Consider the following 18,150-nt stretch of genomic DNA (forward strand, 5'->3'; position numbering starts at 1 on the left):
ATCAACAACAGCCTAATTTATTTATAGCTCTAACAAAAAAGCCCCGCTATAGGGGCGGGGAAATTACCAAAGGTAAAAGAGAAATCAGTATTCAAATGTCAGTGCTACGTCTAGCAGAGCAGCACTGTACATTTCAAAGACAGTACATTTCAAAGACAGCACATTAGATCGCGAAGCAAAAACCTAGGTTATAGTCTTCGCCATTTTTTGCCGTGAACTCTTTATCTTCACTTGAAGCGTTCGGTCGACCGCTTTCATCGCCTTTCACTAAGCTCACCCAGTGACGGATGCCAGAAGAACGGCTCGCCTCAGTTTGGCCAAACGTGGTGCATGTCTCTAACTGGATATCTTGAATATCAACCAATTCTAAGTAGCCAGTGCCTTTACGAGCACCGATTGTCACTTCAACATGTGTACCGCTTTCATCACGAAATAGGATTGCTGAAGGCTTAGACTTATCGCCGGTGAAAGCAACAAAGTGCTTCGCTCGTTTTAGGCCTGTATGTTCGCCATTTTTGAAGTAAACCTGAACATGTCGGTAGTCAATCTCATAGCTCACTGCGTCTTCGTGTGAACCAGCCTCAAGAGGAAATAGAGTATCAAGCAACTGTTTCGCCATTTTTTGTTTTTCGAGCTGCTTGTCTGCTTTCACCATTTCTACGGCAAAGACAGCTTCAGCAATAAATGTTGAATGGTTTCTGTGAAGTTCTGTTCTGTCTAGTGTCAGCATATTCATAGTCTTTCCCTCTTACGGCTTTGAATTTCATGTAGGTCAAAAATCCTGATTGACCCTTTTCAAAATTGTTCTTTACTGTGTTGCTTCCATGTATTTCATACTACTTGTATTTTAGAAACAATTTCACAACAAAAATTTCACAGTGTTAATTTTACTAAATTGCTTTTTTACACAAACCGGCATTTTGAGCCCCCAGCCCTTTATCTAACTGGGTTGAGGGCTCAGTAGAAACACTTTTACGTGTTGTTTGAATTTGTGTAATAACCAACACCAACCAGCTTATTGTCGATCACTCGATAGTAAGTGTGCTTGGTTTCCACTTTGCTCGACAGCGGGTTTAACCATTGATAGGTATAAACGCCTCGCCCATTTTCTTTCGCTAGGTTTAACATCTCAGTGAGAATTGGCTTATCGTCAGGGCTTAGGATTTCGTTGTGTGAACGCCCAACAAGCTCAGGGGATACACCGTGCGCGAGCAGCTTTCCAGAGTTCATATCCATCACGAACACATACAAGTCTCCCTCAACAAAGCTGCCTTCGGTATCATTGAACTCGGCGAGACTGTCCTGCTCTGATTCCACTATCGCGGCCATCGCTCTCGCCAATAATCGCTTAGCTTCTGTTGCACTAGAGCGTTCTGGGTAATACCCCACGGCAACAATCACATCACCCACACGTTCAAAGAAAGTGGTTTTAGGCTCGCCCATGCGGTCAGTCGGATTAGTCCAATGGTACTGAACTTCGCCAAACCCGTTGTGCACAGCCTTAGTGATCATTTCACGGAAAAAGGGATTACCGTAAACGTCTTGGGTATCCAAAACACTGTCGCCCACCAACACCATTGAAGAGCCGCCACTGGCTAGGAATTGGCCATCAATACCAAGAGCAAACACATAGAGCTCACCGTCTATATATTCGGCATCACTCATGAAGTCTTGAACGCTTTCATCGCCTTCTTTTTGAACGTGCACTACTGCTTTCGCAAGCAAGGTTTTGGCTCTTCTTTCAGCATCGCTGACCACATGTGGCTCTGAAATATCGAGCACATTAACTGGCTCATTTTCTTTGGCTGTTTCTGAATGTTCAGCACGTAATCCGATACCACTCACTACAGCAAACAAGGCGCAACCGATAATGATAATTCTGGATATATTCATAGTGACTTCTCCTAATAGCCCACTAAGGACGGTAGCCAAAGCGTAATTTGCGGGAAGAAAGCGATAACGAAAACGCCAATGACGGATGCAAGCACAAAGGGATGGATCTTCGCGGTGATCTGTTCGACCGTGGCTCCGCCTATCCCCGAGGCGACAAAGATATTTTCACCGAGTGGCGGCGTAGCAAATCCTATCGAGAGCGTACATACCACCACAATACCAACGTGAGTAGGATCGGCGCCGAGCATGTACATAATTGGCAGCAAGACCGGTACGATAATCATGATCGCGGCTAACGTTTCCATGAACATGCCAACGAAAAGCAGTAACACAATAGTCAGTGCCCACACCATGTACATGTTGTCAGTGAAACCTAGCAATGACTCCGCCACCACAACTGGAATTTTTTGTTCGATTAGCAAGCGACCAAATACGGTTGCCGCGAATAGAATCAGCAACACACGTCCAGTGATCCATGTCGTTGTCGACAATGATTTAATCGTGCTTTTGAACGATAACTCTCGGTGAATAAACACCCCGACAAACAGTGAATAGAAGATAGCCACAACCGCCGACTCTGTTGGTGTGAACATGCCGCTGTAGATGCCTCCGAGAATCAAAAACGGAGCCAGTATCGACCAGATACCACGACGCAAAGAGTGTCTTACTTCGCCAAATGACCAGTTTTCAGTCAGCCCTTTGTAACCTTCACGTTTAGCAATAAAGTAGTTAGTGACCACTAGCGTCGACGCCATAATGAAACCCGGCACAACCCCAGCAACAAACAGTTTTGGAATAGATAAAGAGGCAAACTGTCCGTGTTGAGCAATGGCCTCTGGCGGTGCCATTAATCCCATAGCGGAGATGCCGAAAATAACTAGCGGAATGGATGGCGGGATAATGATACCCAATCCCCCTGAAGCGGCAGTCACCGCAGAGGCGTAGCTCTTATCGTAATCTCGCTTAACCATTGCTGGTACCATCAACATACCAACCGCAGCGGTCGTGGCTGGGCCTGAACCTGATATAGCTCCAAAGAAAAGACACGCCATTACCGTTGCAGCGCCAAGGCCACCCGTCACAGGGCCGGCTAAACTCTCGGCTATATCCACCAACCGTTTGGAGATACCCGCCGCCTCCATCAATGCACCGGCAAGAACAAAGGCCGGCAGCGCCATTAATGGGAAGTTACCCACCGAAGTAAACGCGATTTGTACTAACGCAATGGGATTTTTGTCGAGCAACATATAGGCCGCCATTGAAGCGCCGGCCAATGATACTGTGATTGGTGCACCCAGAATTAACAGGGTTAAGAAGCCACCAAATAAAATTAGAGTTAAATAGGATTCCATTATTACATCTCTCTATTACGGCTATTCTCTGTGACGACTACTGTGATGACTTTTGTGCCGTCATTTTTCGCAGTTCTTTGACTTCTGGATCTTCGTTCTTAGCGCCTTTGAACAAACGCTCATAGTTGTTCCAGATAATTCGAATCATCATCAACGAAAACGCGATAGGCAAAATCATATAGAAGTACTTCATTGGGATGCCTGTCGTTTGAGATTTCCAGAACAGGTTCATTTTGTTGAACACGAAATCGTAACTGAGATAGACAAAGTAACCGTTGAACAGCAACCATAAGAAGTCAGCGATGGTTTCACAGACGGTCTGAACAATCGGAGGGAAGAACTTGAAGTGAAAACTGACTCGGTTATGTGCCGACATTTTGGCCGCCACAACGGCGCCTAGATAGGCAAACCAAACGAACATGTAAGTCGCAACTTCATCACCCCAAGGTATGGAGTAATCGAAAAGCTGACGAGTAAGGATTTGTGTGAACAGTAATAAGACAAAGCTTGCTAGCAACAGACAACAGGTATATTCCTCGATGTTGTTAAGATGCTTTTTTATAGTTTTAGCGACTGACATATAACCTCCAATGTTGATTTCCACATGACAACCAGTCGCTCGCGGTACTGAGCAGATCAGGTACTAAACAGATCAACGAGTAAAGCCATGTAAATGCCCTATCTCACTGTTCTATCGCTAGGTGATTAAGTAGCGGAGAACAGCAGATAGGGCGTATCTAATCGTTACTTTCTACCTAGTAGCTCAAGAACGTCGTCTAGCTTGTCTTTGCCACCAATGCTTGAATAGAACTTAGGCCAAACTGATTTCGTTACCTTGCTGATCCACTCTTTCTCATTGTCTGCTGGGTCTGTGAATACCATGCCTTTTGCTTGTAGCTCTTCACGGATCTTGTTTTCAGTATTCTCTAGATAAGCAAAGCTGTGTTCTGTTGCTTCCTGACCCGCTTCAAGAATGATCTTTTGCATCTCAGGTGTCTGTTGTTGGAAGACCGTTTCACTGACGATTAACGGCTCAAGTGAGAAGATGTAACGCAGGTTTGTGACGTACTTTTGTACTTCATTGAACTTCATCGCATGAACAGTGATGTATGGGTTGTCTTGACCATCAACCACACCTTGCTGCAGGCCGGTAAATGTCTCTGACCATGCCATTGGTGTTGGGTTTACACCCCATGCTTGGTACGAAGCAATCATAATTTCGTTACGAGGGACGCGAATCACTAACCCTTTAAGGTCTGCTGGCGAAGCCACTGATTTTTTAGAGTTGGTTAGAACCCTAAAACCAGAATAAGCCCAACCTACGATACGAACGCCTGCATCACGAATCGTGTTATCGACAAGATCTTGGCCCACTTGGCCTTGAGTTAATAGCACCGCTTCTTCTGCACTTTGAATGACGTAAGGCATGGTCAATAGACCAACCGTTGGAGAGAAAGGCGTCACGTTGTTGATCGCCAACACAGAGAAATCGAGAAGACCGATTGCCGCGTCGTTCACGGTGTCTTGCTCATTACCCAATTGACCATTCGGGAACAGGTCGATTTTGACTTTACCGTCTGTTTTTTGCTCCATCAATTCAGAAAATGATGTCGCTAATTCCCACTGAGTACCACCAGCAGCATCGCCGATAGCCATTTTGAAATTTGCTGCTGCCGCAGTATGAGATAGCATCGCTGTTGCTACAATTGTGACGCCAGCAATAATTTTATTTTTAATCAATTTCATAGTCTTAACCTTTCATATCATACAGACGTCCTGCCTGTACTTTGCTCACAAGGTGACCTGGTACAACTTTCCTGGTCGTAGTTCTATTTCCCTATTTTGGAAACAATGTTCGAGTAGCTAAAGCACTTCATCCTTTAACGAATACCACTGATAAAGGAACTGTTGCCCTACTCTTCGAAATGGTGCAAACATCTCAGATTCCACCACTTCCCTCACGTTGGGGAACGGAAGTTTTGATTCAAATATTGGCAAGTCAAGCTTATGACCTTCACCTGCGATCCACTGGGCAAGGCGCTTGCCTGCTTGAGCGGAGTACATCACACCATTGCCGCCATACCCTAGCGCGTAGAATATGGACTGCTTTGAATTCGGCTGATAGATTCTTGGCATCATGTCGTGGCTAACATCAACCCAACCCCACCATGAATAATCGATTTTGATCTGGTCGAGAGAAGGGAATTTTCGAGTAAGATCCGCTCTCAACATATCTTCGTATTTCTTTTCAGGTGCATTCTTGCCACTGATGGCACTGCGTGTACCAATCTGCACTCGGTTATCGGGTAACAAACGGTAGTAATGACGCAGAATTCTGGTATCAGTAATCACCTGATTGGTTTTGAAGTTACACGCGGCGATTTCGTCTTGAGTTAACGGACGTGTCACCATCGAGTTAGAAAGTACAGGTAATAGGCGATTCTTAAGCTCTGAATGCAAACCTTGGCTGGTGTAACCACCGGTACAAACACCGACAGAGCGAGCCTTAACCACACCACCTGGTGTTTTTAAGTAGTGCACACCGTTGCGCGTTTCCCAACCCATCACAGGGCTTGCTGGGTGAACTTTTACGCCGAGTGCTCTCGCCTTTCTTAGATAACCAAACGCCAGTTTCCCTGCATGGATGCCAATGCCTTCTGGTTCGTGCATTGCGCCTGCCGCTTCTTGATCACCAACGTAATCACGTTTTACGGTTTCCGCATCTAAGATCTGCGCATCGTAATCGAACGTGTCACGCAGCAACTTGGCTTCTTTTTCAAGTGTTGCCATCACTTTGGGACGATGGGCAACGTATAAGTGGCCGCCCGGCTGTGGGTCACAATCAATGTCTTTGATCAGAGACTTAAAGGTGTTCATACCATCGACGCATTCGCGGTGCATTTTTAGCGCGGTTTCGAGCCCCCAACGTTCAATCCACTGAGAGCGCTTCAAACGTCCTGACGCACACTGAGCCTGACCACCATTTCGGGTACTGCAGCCCCAACTCAAACGGTTAGCTTCAATCACAGTCGCTTTAATGCCGTACATTTCAGCAAGGTGTATTGCGGTGCTTAGGCCTGTGTAGCCTGAACCGATTATCGCCACATCGACATCCATATCCGATGTAATTGGGCCATCATCTTCAGGTGGCGCGCCTGCGGTATCTACCCAATAAGTCGGGGCGTATTCCTTGCCGTGACCTGGGCTCTTGTCTTTAAGTGGATCGTATTTTGGGTCGTATCTTTCTTTTGCTTGGGTACTTTCTTGTGCTTGGGTGCTTGTCACCTTTGGCGGCACATCGGCTGCCGGTTGTTCCATTACTAAACTCATAATTCGACTCTCCTAGTCATAACACGTGAACGGGTTGTGGTTTCGTGTCTAGCTCTTGGGAGTATTGCTGGGAGTCAAAAGAGGTCGTGTTTTACGGAAGGCATTTTTTACGCTGATTTTTCCATCTTTCAGGGTAAACACATCAACCATACGAGCTTCGATGACGGTGCCATCAGGGTTAGTCGCAGAGAACGTTGATTCGCTTACTGCGCGGTCACCACACACAAAGTGGACAGGGTCGCTCCAGGCTGCATCAGGAAAGTTCTGCCAAACCAATTCAAAGCTATTGCGAACGGCTTCGTACCCTTCGATAGTGTTTCCAAGTACGCCTTCTCCTGCCACGGTGTGGAAGACACAATCTTCGGTCATAAACGACATTAGCGCTTCAATATCATGGTTATTCCATGCATCACTGAAAGACTGTAAAAAGGCGGTGTCGACTTGGTTTTCCAGCACGAATGTCGGTGCATTGGTTTGCATATTCATATTCCAGAATCCTTTATGTTTTCGTTATTGGTTTAAATTTCAGTAGCTTTGCGCCACTTTTTTATTAGAGTGTTTAAACTAGATCTGTGAAATTTAACAACTCGATAACAAGCTTCGCCACTCTAACTTCGAGTTACTTTATAAACAATCTTTAAGCTCACAGATTTCATCTTTTTATAAATTAATTAGTGTTCTAATTTTATTTACACAGTCACTCACTAGATTTATACGAGGTCTAAATAAAATAATTAAAAATATTAGACTTTAGTCGAAGTCAAAATCTTGATGGTACTTTCGGCCATACTGCTCAAGCTGGCGATCATGAGTATTAACTTGTAATTCGATATTACCCTCACCTTTATTAATTGCTTGATTGTTATCTACATGGGCTTCATTTTTCAAATCAGCAAGTTTTTCTTCAATATATTCTGTCGGTTCATTTAAAACATTCATGGAGGTTAATTCCTTTATCAGGTTTACTTTCGCTGATGGAAGAATATGAACGGACACTAGACCGTTTGAATATTCTTTATCATCGTACAAAGGCTGAATGGCATCATTGCCACCTTCCTTAAATGGGTGAATGGAATACCACTTATCCTTTCGTTGCTCTTGTTGATCACAATCAGCCACATTGAATATCTGAGTTCTATTCAGGTCACATGGTGAGTTAAAAACACTAACCTTATGATAATCAATGGCTTTAATAATATTGATACAGTCTTTGCTTTGGCTATGACACACAGACCACAACGCATTGACCAGGTTATCTGTCCACTCAAGTAAACGGGTTGGAAACCCCTGTTTCTTGGCTAAACACATCAATAACCAATCATTTATCTCGTGTGCATTCAACGAATGCCCGCCATAAACTCTCACGGTCGAAAGAAGCTCTTGTTCGACACGGCGAATATTCTTTCGATTTGAGCGACCTAAGCTTGGCATCAGGTTATTATTTTCATAATCACACACGTTATAAATCAAACCACGATGCTCACTACACTCTGTAATAAGTGAATCGATTATTTTATACAGCTCGTCGAGTGAGCTTATATAATGTTTATTTTTCACAACATGCATACTACGATTCACTTAATTTAAATCCGGTAAAATCCAAATATCAACAACCCTATCAATCGATGATAAAAATCAACCAATAATAACGATTGACCAATAGTCAACGAGTGTCGTTATTTTATTTTCTTCTAAAATGATAATAAGTATATATATTCATAAACAAGTATCAGCATTATAACCATTCACTAAGTAGCTATGAGTTAATGGTCGATTAATAATAACGAGTAACAAAGTTTATATAGCTATAACCACTTATTTTCCTAATGAACATTTAATTAGTGTTCTAATGTTTAACTGGAAATTATTGAACTAAGCGTTTACGTTCTTCACCTAAGTCCTTTGCCAATACCCGTTAGTATTGCCCGACCACATTCTCGATAGCACTTTCTCTAACACTCTCGAGATTTCTGTGGCCGGACAAACTTCCTATGACTTATACGTAATCTTTGTATTTATCTAGGAAACGAACCGGTGTTGATAGTGCATCTCGGCGGAACGGGTCGCCCAATTCCTGAGTACACATAATTTCAATGATGGTTGTTTTGCCTTCGTTCATCTGCATGTCGATGGCTTTTTGCAAGGTTGGACCTACATCTTCTAGCTTATCAACCGTGATACCTTCAGCGCCCATAGCTCTTGCGATTTCTGCAAAGCTTTGGTTTTCAAGTTCACCAGCAACAAAGCGTCGGTTGTAGAAGTCGACTTGGTTCTTCTTCTCTGCACCCCATTGACGGTTGTGGAATACCACGGCTGTCACTGGAATGTTATGGCGAACACATGTCATGGTTTCCATCAAGCTCATGCCCCACGCACCGTCGCCTGCATATGAAATAGCGGGGCGATGAGGTGCCGCAGCTTTCGCACCAATGATGGTCGGGAACGCGTAACCACAGTTACCGAAACTCATTGCAGCAAAGAAGCTACGTGGTTTTTCAAAGCGTAAGTAGCTGTTTGCCACTGAGTTGATGTTACCGATATCCGTCGAGACCATAACGTCTTCTGGCATCGCTTTTTCTAGCTCACGCAATACTTGGCGTGGGTGTAAGTATTCGCCACCAGAGAACGGAGTCTCGTGTGAGTTTTCCTCAATCATATCCAAGCTGAAAGAGTCACGTTCGTGTGTCCACTCATCAAGCTCTTTTTCCCACAGTGCTTTCTCTGTTGCGACTGTGTCTTGACGAGCGCCTTTGTTGTCATCACACAACAGTGCGCGGCCTTCCAACCTTTCAGATAGAGCAACAGCTGCTGCTTTCGCATCACCACAGATACCAACCGAAATCTTCTTAACCAGACCAAGCATCTTGTTGTCAGCATCAATCTGAATGATTTTCGCGTTCTTCGGCCAGTAGTCCATGCCATGTTGAGGCAAGGTACCAAATGGACCAAGACGTGTACCCAAAGCGATAACCACATCCGCTTGAGCCATCAATTTCATTGCTGCTTTCGAACCTTGGTAGCCTAAAGGACCACACCATAATGGGTGACTAGCAGGGAAAGAGTCATTGTGTAGGTAGCTGTTCACAACAGGAGCACCCAGTCTTTCTGCTAATGCCGCACACTCTTGAACTGCATCTGCCATGACCACGCCGCCACCAGAAATGATGACTGGGAACTTCGCTTCAGCAATCAGGTCTGCCGCTTCATTTAGAGATTTTTCACCACCTGGACCACGGTCTAAGCGCGCGGGTTTAGGGATCTCGGTTTGTGTTTCACCGTAGAAATAGTCACGTGGAATATTCAGTTGAGTTGGGCCCATTTCACTCATTGCGCGGTCAAAACATCGGCCTGTGTATTCCGCCATACGGTCTGGGTGCGTTACGTGTCCTTGATACTTAGTAAACTCTTGGAACATTGGAAGCTGGTTACATTCTTGGAAACCACCTAAGCCCATTGTTTTAGTGCCTGTCTCTGGCGTCACAATTACGACCGGGCTATGTGCCCAGAACGCAGCTGCAATTGCTGTTACACAGTTACTAATACCAGGGCCATTTTGCCCGATGACTACACCGTGGCGACCCGATACACGAGAATAACCATCTGCCATGTGGGCAGCGCCTTGCTCGTGTACTACTGGAACCAATCGAATGCCAGCAGGAGCAAAGATATCCATTGCGTCCATAAATGCCGACCCCATGATGCCGAACATATCGGTAACATCATTAGCAACCATAGTTTCAACGAACGCTTCTGATGGTGTCATTGTTACTGTGCCGGAAACAACCGTACGTTTTTCTTGCTCGCTCATTCTTCCATTCTCCTTGAGTTAACCAAAATTTCATTTTTCGGAATGAATTGTCTCTTTTTCGAATTCATTTTCACCTTAGTAGTAGAATTTTTGCGCGTCAACTTTTTATATTAAATTGGAACAATTCATTCTAATTAATAAAACTGGATCACATTATTGGTAGTTTTTCGTACAAAAAGTGCCGTTAACTTAACTGGAGCTGTTAATAATCGATGACATATCGCGATAGCAGCGACAAGTGATGAGCTATATAGAGGGAAATATGATGAAAGAGGCGGAATTGGTACCAACGCAGCCGGTAAGCGTGAGAGAACGCTTTGGCATCGACAGTAACCTAACCGTGATGGCATTTGAACATCCGGGTGAATATGTGCCGAGAGTCGATCCTAATTACTGTTTTGACCCCGAAGTGACGCTGGCTATATTGGCAGGGTTCACCTCCAATCGTCGCACATTGATACAAGGCACGCACGGAACGGGCAAGTCTTCTCACATTGAGCAAATTGCCGCGAGATTGAATTGGCCGTGTTTGAGGATCAACCTAGACGGACACCTGAGTCGATTGGATTTCATAGGTAAAGACAGCATCGTCATTAAAGACGGAATGCAGGTAACAGAGTTTAAAGAAGGCATTCTTCCTCAGAGCATTCAACAACCCATCGCACTGGTATTAGATGAATACGACGCTGGTCGCCCTGACGTGATGTTTGTGATTCAACAACTGTTAGAGCAAGATGGCAAATACACCTCTTTAGAACAAAACCGAGTGATCACTCCTCACCCTTCTTTCCGCCTGTTTGCTACCTGCAACACGCTTGGCTTGGGTAATTTTTCAGGTTTGTATTCGGGTACTCAAGTACTTAACCACAGTCAGTTAGATAGATGGAACATCATCGCTACACTCAACTATTTAGATCCACAACATGAAACTAAGATCGTGTTATCCAAGCTTCCAGATCTAAATAATGAAAGTGGCCGACAATTGGTTGAGAAAATGATCGCGACCGCCGGATTAACGCGTAACGGGTTTCGGGCTGGTGACCTTTCGACAGTGATGTCTCCGCGAACGGTACTCACTTGGGCCGAAAACATCCAAATATTCGACGATGTAGCAACGGCATTTAGACTGTCATTCTTAAATCGCTGCGAAGACGAAGAGAAAGAGCTAGTCAGTGAATACTATTTCCGCTGCTTTGGTGAAGATCTAGAAACGCATGCTCAAAACTATTCGCACTCGGAGTCGTAAACCATGGCCAATGTTTCTTCTCAGCAGAAAAAGATCCTCGATCTTGGCGTATCTGTCGCAAGAGCGATCAGTGGTGAGTTGAGTCTGAATTATCGGGGAGAGCGTCTCTATAAAGGCAATAGCCCTTGTTATTATCAGTCTGCACATACTAACGATCTCACCTTTGTTTCTCGCCATGAGCTGAAAAACAGCAAACTATCGATGCAAGGTAAGATCGATTCATCGGCACTGCGACTATTGCTTTCAGACGTTGACCTGCATTATTCATTACGCCCTCAAAACGAAATAGAACGTCTGCTTTACGACTTCTGCGAACAGGTACGAATTGAATCGCAAGTCCCGTCTTATCTGAAGGGCGTGATCACTAGTATTCAATTCAACTTTGCATATTGGAGCGACCAATATCATCAAAATGGCTTCACCGAATCACGAATAGGCATGTTGCTGTTTACACTGATGCAGGTCATCCACACCCGCTTAACTGGCGTTCCAGTTTCGGAGCCTATCGCTGAAACCATTGAATCGACTCGCGCCGGCATCGTGCCTACTTTTGGTCACTGTCTGAAGCGCTTAAAGCAGCATCGAGCCGACCAGCAACAGTTTGCGCACTGCGCTAATGAGCTTGCCGCCCTTGCACAAGAGTTAGTCATCCAAGAACAAGAAAGTGATAACTCGCCCACTCCAACGGCCGAAGAAGACATTAAGATCCTTGCGCAGCTAGCCTTGATTGTTGATGGTGACATTCAAGATGAAGACGTCGATAGCGACATCACGGGCAATAGTAAGGTATTCGAGCTTTCGGGCGCGAATTATCAGGTCTTTAATTCAGAATTTGATCAAGTCATCGCCGCAGACAAACTCGTCAGGCGCGCCCTATTGTTCGAACTGAGACAAAAGCTCACCGATGACATCATGGCGAGACAAGTAAACACTCGCCGTTTAGCCGCTATGCTTACTAGCTTTGTTGCCACACCACAGAGGAACAGACGTCAGGACCATTTAGAAGAAGGCATTGTTAACGCCACCACCATCACCAAGCTCATCACGTCGCCATTGGATCGCACTGTCTTTTATCAACCTGACATCGGCGCATCTCATCAATGTGCCATCACGTTTTTGATGGATTGTTCTGGTTCAATGCAAAAGCACAGTCACAAGCTAAGTTTGTTGATAGATACGATTCTCAAATCCGTAGGATTGGCTGATATCCCATTTGAGATCATTGGCTTCACTACCAACAATTGGAACGGTGGCAAGGTCTATCGACAGTGGCTTAAACAAGGCCAACCCAAGCATCCAGGCCGCTTGAACGAAGTTCGGCACATCGTGTTTAAGGATTTTGATACGCATTGGAGACGATCTCGCCTTGGCATTGCGAGTCTTCGTAAAGCAGACGTCTTTAAAGAAGGGATTGATGGCGAAGCGGTGCAGTTCGCTAGCCAGCGGTTGCAACAGCACACTGCTCAACGAAAGGTTTTGATCGTGTTCTCAGACGGCTGCCCAATGGATACCGCCACCAGCACCGCCAACGATCAGTTCTATTTGGATAACCACCTAAAACAAGTCATTGAACGTGAGTCGATCAAAAACGGAATTGAGATTCATGGCGTGGGGATGGGCGTCGATTTAAGCCCGTACTACCGCAGTAACATCACCTTAGATGTGCAGGAGAGCTGCTTATTTGGATTATCTAAGAGCGTATTTGAGATGCTAAAGCGCTGACGTGTCAGTGAGGAGGGAGTCATCAAGCATTAAACGAGAATCAAGCCCTCCTCCTTCAAAGATAACTTTGATAAAGAAAACGTTCTAAGCCAAAAATAACGACCATGCAGAGACCGCCATCAAGTACCCACCAATCAACATCAACACAATAAACACTAACTTTCTGAGTTGATCATTAGACAACGGCGGTGGGAAACGTCGAGCAAACATCGTGACAAGCGCCACCAAGGGAACAGCAATAGCAGATAACCACAGTATGCTCTGTTCCATGTCGCCTGCAGCGTAGACATTGACCGTACGTGACATCGACGTACAAGCGAACACCATCAGCAGTGTGCTTCGCACCAGATCGAGAGAAAAAGGTTGCCGATAGAGATGATAAACAATCGGTGGACCTGCCATCCCAAATAACCCACCCGCTAACCCAGAGCTAAAGCCTGAGACAAGGAAAGATACGGTTGCCGAGCGATCCTTTCTGGTTTTAGGTTTGAACATAAAACTCAAACCTGCGAATAGCACCATCGCACCCAATAGTCCTCGAAGAATATGCGTTGCCGAATCGCTTAACTCGTCCAGCAAGTACACCCCCATCGAAACGCCGGGAATAATACCGATGACCAACACCACCAGAATCTTGAGTTCCCCAAGCAGTGGCTTACCCATCAATGCGACCAAGCAATTGAACAAGGTCACAATACTGACCACAGCGGCTATAACGGGTAAGGAAACCAGATTAAGGCTAACCGTTAAACCAATCACGATGATACCGAGGCCAAATCCAGTGACAGTTTGAAAATAGGTACCTACCGCAATAGTGGTAAGAATGGCGAGTAAAACAGGTAACTCCATTAGCTATCCTAATTAGGTTGTTTGGGGGCTGGATATGAGTGCGAATTTGAGTGCTAGATTCAGGAGCGAGATGTTAATACCTAAATTCAAACGTCGACTCTTGTCTTTCTTCAACCTCAGCTTCACTATCAGCCTTAGAGTCAGACACTTTCTCTTGCTGTGCTTGCACTGCGGTCACCGCGATCACATTAAAGATGTCTTGTGCGCAACACCCTCTTGATAAGTCATTCGCAGGTTGATTTAACCCTTGTAACAGTGGACCAATCGCAACTGCCCCGCCTAACCTTTCCGCAAGCTTATAACCAATATTACCGGCTTCTAGATTGGGAAATATCAACACGTTCGATTGACCTTTCACCTCTGAATCTGGCAGCTTTTTCGCGGCAATCTCAGTCACAATCGCGGCATCGAGTTGAACATCCTGATCGACGGCGATTCCGGGACAACGCTGTTTCACGAGTTGAGCCGCGTTACGAACCTTATCGACCGATTCGTGCTTGGCACTGCCGTTGGTCGAAAACGACAGCATTGCGACTTTAGGTTCTTCCATCAGTAGCGTTTGAGCGCTGTTTGATGCGGCCACTGCAATCGATGCTAGCTCGGTTTCATTGGGGTTAATCACCAAACCACAGTCACTGAAAATCATGCCGCCTTTAAGATTATGGAAAGGCTCACACAACATCATCAGAAAGAAACTGGACACCAATTCACTGTCTGGCGCGGGGCCGATAATCTGAAGCGCAGCTCGCACCACATCAGACGTGGTATAAACCGCACCATTAACTGTGCCATCCACCAGCCCCTCTCTGACCATCAAATTGGCAAAAACGAGCGGGTCTAGAACCAGCTCTAGCGCATCATCGTAAGTCATACCTTTCGCTTTTCTTAATGTATACAACCGCTCAGCGAGTACTTCTTTGAGTGATGACGCCTGTGGGGAAACAATATGAATGCCCACAAGATCAATGTGATGCAATTCTGCAGCAGCGATGATCGCTGGTTCATCCCCGACTAAGGTGATGTAAGCGAGCTGTTTGTCTATCGCCATTCTTGCGGCTGCTAGTACTCGCGGGTCCTCAGCTTCACTCAAAACCACTCGCTTACGATCTAAGTGAGCCTTATCAATAATCCGTTCAATCGCCTTCATCTTAAATTCCATTTATTGAGATTAATTGTTCCATAATTTGTATTTATATTATTGGAATAATAAAAAAGGTCAAATTTTATTCAGATAATTGAAGAATAATGATTTGGTATGTACACTCTTAGGCATAGACATATCGCAAGGATGGATCATTATATGCAAACAGAAACACCACCAGTTCAAGGGGATACACCGACTCTCCGACTTTTTGCACTATTAGAGGTGATAGCGCAAAAAGACGAGTTTATTTCTCTTCAAGGATTAGTCGAAGAAACTGGACTGCCAAAACCTACGCTGCACCGAATGCTTCAGCAGTTAGAAGCGGCAGGCATCATTCAAAGAGACGGCGATGAGAAGCACTACAGCTCAGGTATTCGACTCAGAAAGCTTGCCGAAAACCTATTGTTGAATAGCACCATGCACAGTGCCCGACGCACTATTCTTGAAAACCTGAGAGCAGAAGTTGGTGAAAGCTGTAACCTAACGGCGCTATCAAGTGGCGAGATCATCTATCTTGATCGTGCAGAAACTGAAGCACCCCTTCGTTTTCATCTACACCCAGGTTCTCGCGTCCCAGTGCATTGCTCAGCAAGCGGAAAACTGTTTTTGGCGCACATGTCTAAGTCACAGCGCAGACGATTAATTGAAAATGTGCCACTGACTCAATACACCGTGAACACTATTACCGACTATTCAATGTTAGAGAAAGACATCGAAGAAGCGAAAATCCAAGGCTTTGCGATTGATGACGAAGAATTTTTGCCGGGCTTAGTCTGTATCGCCGTGCTGATCCCGTCATCTACGGGTCAATCAAACCTCGGCCTAGCGATACAAGCGCCTGTAATTCGAGTCAAACCTGATGAAGCGATCAAGTACCTACCCGCTCTTCAAAAAGCAGCAAAAGCGCTAGCGAAAATAGAGTCTGATAATTGGAGTCAACAATAGGTCATTTTCTTAGACCGCTTCGAGTGGCTATCGCTTCGAAAGCAACAACTTAAGCACTAACGAACTAACGAGCTAACGAGCTAACGACCACTATCTTCGACCAATCAACGGTTGGTCGAAGTCATTTGAACACTCGCCAACCCGCATATAAGCAACACGTCTAAAGTAATCACAACAAAGGAATCACGATGCTAAACATTAAGAACCAGCACTTACTCTCTTTTATGGTGACAGAAGCGAACAACGCAGTTGCAGTCACAAACCCAGCGACGGGTGAACTCGTCGGACACGCACCTATTTCATCACAAGCAGAGTTAGCAAACGCGATTGAACGTGCTCATGTTGCACAGAAAGAGTGGGCCAAGGTTCCAGCTAAATCTCGTGCTGCATCACTACACCGTTGGCACCAACTGATCCTTGAAAACAAAGAAGATCTTGCTCGAATCATGACGATTGAGCAGGGTAAACCGTTAGCAGAAGCGACAGGCGAAGTCGTGTATGGCGCGAGCTTTATTGAGTGGTTCGCAGAAGAAGCCAAGCGTACTTATGGTGATTCTATTCCTAGCACAGTCGCAGGCAAACGCTTGGTGACCATCAAGCAGCCTATTGGAGTCTCGTGTGCAATTACGCCATGGAACTTTCCTATTGCAATGATCACTCGTAAAGCAGCTCCAGCCTTGGCAGCCGGTTGTAGCTTTGTCGTAAAACCTTCAGATGAAACACCGCTTTCTGCGTTTGCTGTGGTTGAACTGGCTTATCAAGCGGGTATCCCGAAAGATCTACTTCAAGTCGTTCTTGGTGAAAGCCCTGAGCAAGTTGGCACCCTATTCACTTCTCATCCACTGATTAAAAAAATCTCTTTCACGGGCTCGACTCGAGTCGGCAGTATCTTGATGGCTCAAGCGGCAAAAGGCATCAAACGCACTTCTATGGAGCTCGGTGGCAACGCACCTTTTATTGTGTTTGACGATGCAGACATCGACGCGGCGGTTCAAGGCGCAATGGCGTCAAAATTCCGTAACGCGGGACAAACATGTGTCTGTGCAAACCGATTCTACGTTCACAGTAAGGTATACGATGAGTTCGTGGCTAAATTCGATAAAGCGGTTCAACAGCTTAAGATTGGTAACGGCTTAGATGAAGGTGTCACCATTGGTCCTGTTGTCAGTCAGAATGCGAAGAACAACATCCAAGCATTAATAGACAGAGCGGTAGAACAAGGCGCTACACCTGTGACGCCAACTCAAGAGCTTGATGGGCTTTTCCTTCAGCCTGTCATTCTTAAAAATGTGAAACACAGCATGGACATTGTTCAGCAAGAGATCTTTGGTCCTGTCGCTCCTGTGATGCAATTCGAGACAGACGAAGAGCTTATTGAGATGGCAAACGACACCATTTATGGATTAGCGTCGTACTTCTACAGTCAGAACATTCATCGAGTATGGAACATCGCAGAGGCACTTGAGTACGGTATGGTCGGTATTAATGATGGCCTCATCTCAACCGAGGTCGCGCCCTTCGGCGGTGTTAAGCAATCAGGTATTGGCCGTGAAGGAGCTAAAGAAGGCATTGATGAGTACATGGATATTAAGTATCTGTGTTTTGGTAGTAACTAGGTCTCGGAAGTAGTTAGGCTTGGTCGTAACTAAGCCTGACTCTTAGACATCAGCAAGCTTAAACATCGAATAGCCCTACTACCACCTCTCTTCTAAGATTCCCACACACAAAAAAAAAAAGGCTCTTCGACGTTTTGTGTGGATTTGGGTTAAAATATGCACCTCCTAAATAGGCTCCAATACAAGGTCCAGCCACATTGAATTCTTCTGATATTTTTATGCTCGGGTTGGGGCTGCAAGCACCC

General features: G+C 45.3%; 16 protein-coding genes. 4 read left to right on the plus strand and 12 right to left on the minus strand.

Annotation, left to right across the window (positions count from 1 at the left end; translation table 11 throughout):
• Positions 1-163: 163 nt before the first annotated feature.
• From H5300_RS16445 to xsc, 9 genes are all read right to left on the minus strand, one after another.
• Complete coding sequence (locus H5300_RS16445) at positions 164-736, minus strand: malate synthase (protein WP_004731899.1); 573 nt, start codon at positions 734-736, stop codon at positions 164-166.
• Positions 737-972: 236 nt separating this feature from the next.
• Complete coding sequence (locus H5300_RS16450; RefSeq protein ID WP_004731901.1) at positions 973-1,893, minus strand: cache domain-containing protein; 921 nt, start codon at positions 1,891-1,893, stop codon at positions 973-975.
• 11 nt (positions 1,894-1,904) lie between these two features.
• The gene (locus tag H5300_RS16455; RefSeq protein WP_004731904.1) at positions 1,905-3,245 is read right to left on the minus strand and encodes a TRAP transporter large permease; all 1,341 of its coding nucleotides are present in this window, start codon (positions 3,243-3,245) and stop codon (positions 1,905-1,907) included.
• Positions 3,246-3,282: 37 nt separating this feature from the next.
• Positions 3,283-3,825 (minus strand): TRAP transporter small permease, encoded by a 543-nt coding sequence (locus H5300_RS16460; RefSeq protein WP_004731905.1) that lies wholly within the window; start codon positions 3,823-3,825, stop codon positions 3,283-3,285.
• 164 nt (positions 3,826-3,989) lie between these two features.
• Positions 3,990-4,991, minus strand: coding sequence for a TRAP transporter substrate-binding protein (locus H5300_RS16465; protein ID WP_017077365.1), 1,002 nt, complete (start codon positions 4,989-4,991; stop codon positions 3,990-3,992).
• 117 nt (positions 4,992-5,108) lie between these two features.
• Positions 5,109-6,575 (minus strand): FAD-binding oxidoreductase, encoded by a 1,467-nt coding sequence (locus H5300_RS16470; RefSeq protein WP_182796447.1) that lies wholly within the window; start codon positions 6,573-6,575, stop codon positions 5,109-5,111.
• Positions 6,576-6,623: 48 nt separating this feature from the next.
• A complete protein-coding gene (locus H5300_RS16475) occupies positions 6,624-7,061 on the minus strand; it encodes a nuclear transport factor 2 family protein (RefSeq protein WP_182796448.1) in 438 nt (145 codons plus the stop codon).
• A gap of 264 nt (positions 7,062-7,325) precedes the next feature.
• Positions 7,326-8,141: an FRG domain-containing protein gene (locus H5300_RS16480; RefSeq protein WP_182796449.1), complete on the minus strand. Its 816-nt coding sequence runs from the start codon at positions 8,139-8,141 to the stop codon at positions 7,326-7,328.
• A 430-nt stretch (positions 8,142-8,571) separates the two neighbouring features.
• Complete coding sequence (gene xsc / locus H5300_RS16485; protein ID WP_004731917.1) at positions 8,572-10,383, minus strand: sulfoacetaldehyde acetyltransferase; 1,812 nt, start codon at positions 10,381-10,383, stop codon at positions 8,572-8,574.
• Between the two features lie 262 nt (positions 10,384-10,645).
• On the opposite strand from xsc, the gene H5300_RS16490 reads away from it, so the two are divergent.
• Both H5300_RS16490 and H5300_RS16495 read left to right on the plus strand, forming a co-directional pair.
• Positions 10,646-11,629, plus strand: a complete 984-nt coding sequence (locus tag H5300_RS16490; protein WP_182796450.1) for an AAA family ATPase — start codon at positions 10,646-10,648, stop codon at positions 11,627-11,629.
• A 3-nt stretch (positions 11,630-11,632) separates the two neighbouring features.
• A complete protein-coding gene (locus H5300_RS16495) occupies positions 11,633-13,351 on the plus strand; it encodes a cobaltochelatase CobT-related protein (protein ID WP_182796451.1) in 1,719 nt (572 codons plus the stop codon).
• An 84-nt stretch (positions 13,352-13,435) separates the two neighbouring features.
• Here H5300_RS16495 and H5300_RS16500 read toward each other — a convergent pair whose 3' ends face one another.
• Together H5300_RS16500 and pta are read right to left on the minus strand one after the other, a co-directional pair.
• Complete coding sequence (locus H5300_RS16500; protein WP_182796452.1) at positions 13,436-14,200, minus strand: sulfite exporter TauE/SafE family protein; 765 nt, start codon at positions 14,198-14,200, stop codon at positions 13,436-13,438.
• 73 nt (positions 14,201-14,273) lie between these two features.
• Complete coding sequence (gene pta, locus H5300_RS16505; protein WP_182796453.1) at positions 14,274-15,347, minus strand: phosphate acetyltransferase; 1,074 nt, start codon at positions 15,345-15,347, stop codon at positions 14,274-14,276.
• Between the two features lie 153 nt (positions 15,348-15,500).
• On the opposite strand from pta, the gene H5300_RS16510 reads away from it, so the two are divergent.
• Both H5300_RS16510 and H5300_RS16515 read left to right on the plus strand, forming a co-directional pair.
• Positions 15,501-16,289, plus strand: coding sequence for an IclR family transcriptional regulator (locus H5300_RS16510; protein ID WP_004731927.1), 789 nt, complete (start codon positions 15,501-15,503; stop codon positions 16,287-16,289).
• 188 nt (positions 16,290-16,477) lie between these two features.
• Complete coding sequence (locus tag H5300_RS16515) at positions 16,478-17,905, plus strand: NAD-dependent succinate-semialdehyde dehydrogenase (protein WP_182796454.1); 1,428 nt, start codon at positions 16,478-16,480, stop codon at positions 17,903-17,905.
• A gap of 58 nt (positions 17,906-17,963) precedes the next feature.
• On the opposite strand, the gene H5300_RS27720 is transcribed toward H5300_RS16515, so the two are convergent.
• On the minus strand, positions 17,964-18,150 hold a 187-nt coding region (locus H5300_RS27720; RefSeq protein ID WP_220503516.1), incomplete at its 5' end, for a hypothetical protein.

It is taken from the genome of Vibrio sp. SG41-7 (genome assembly GCF_014164465.1).
GTDB lineage: Bacteria > Pseudomonadota > Gammaproteobacteria > Enterobacterales > Vibrionaceae > Vibrio > Vibrio splendidus.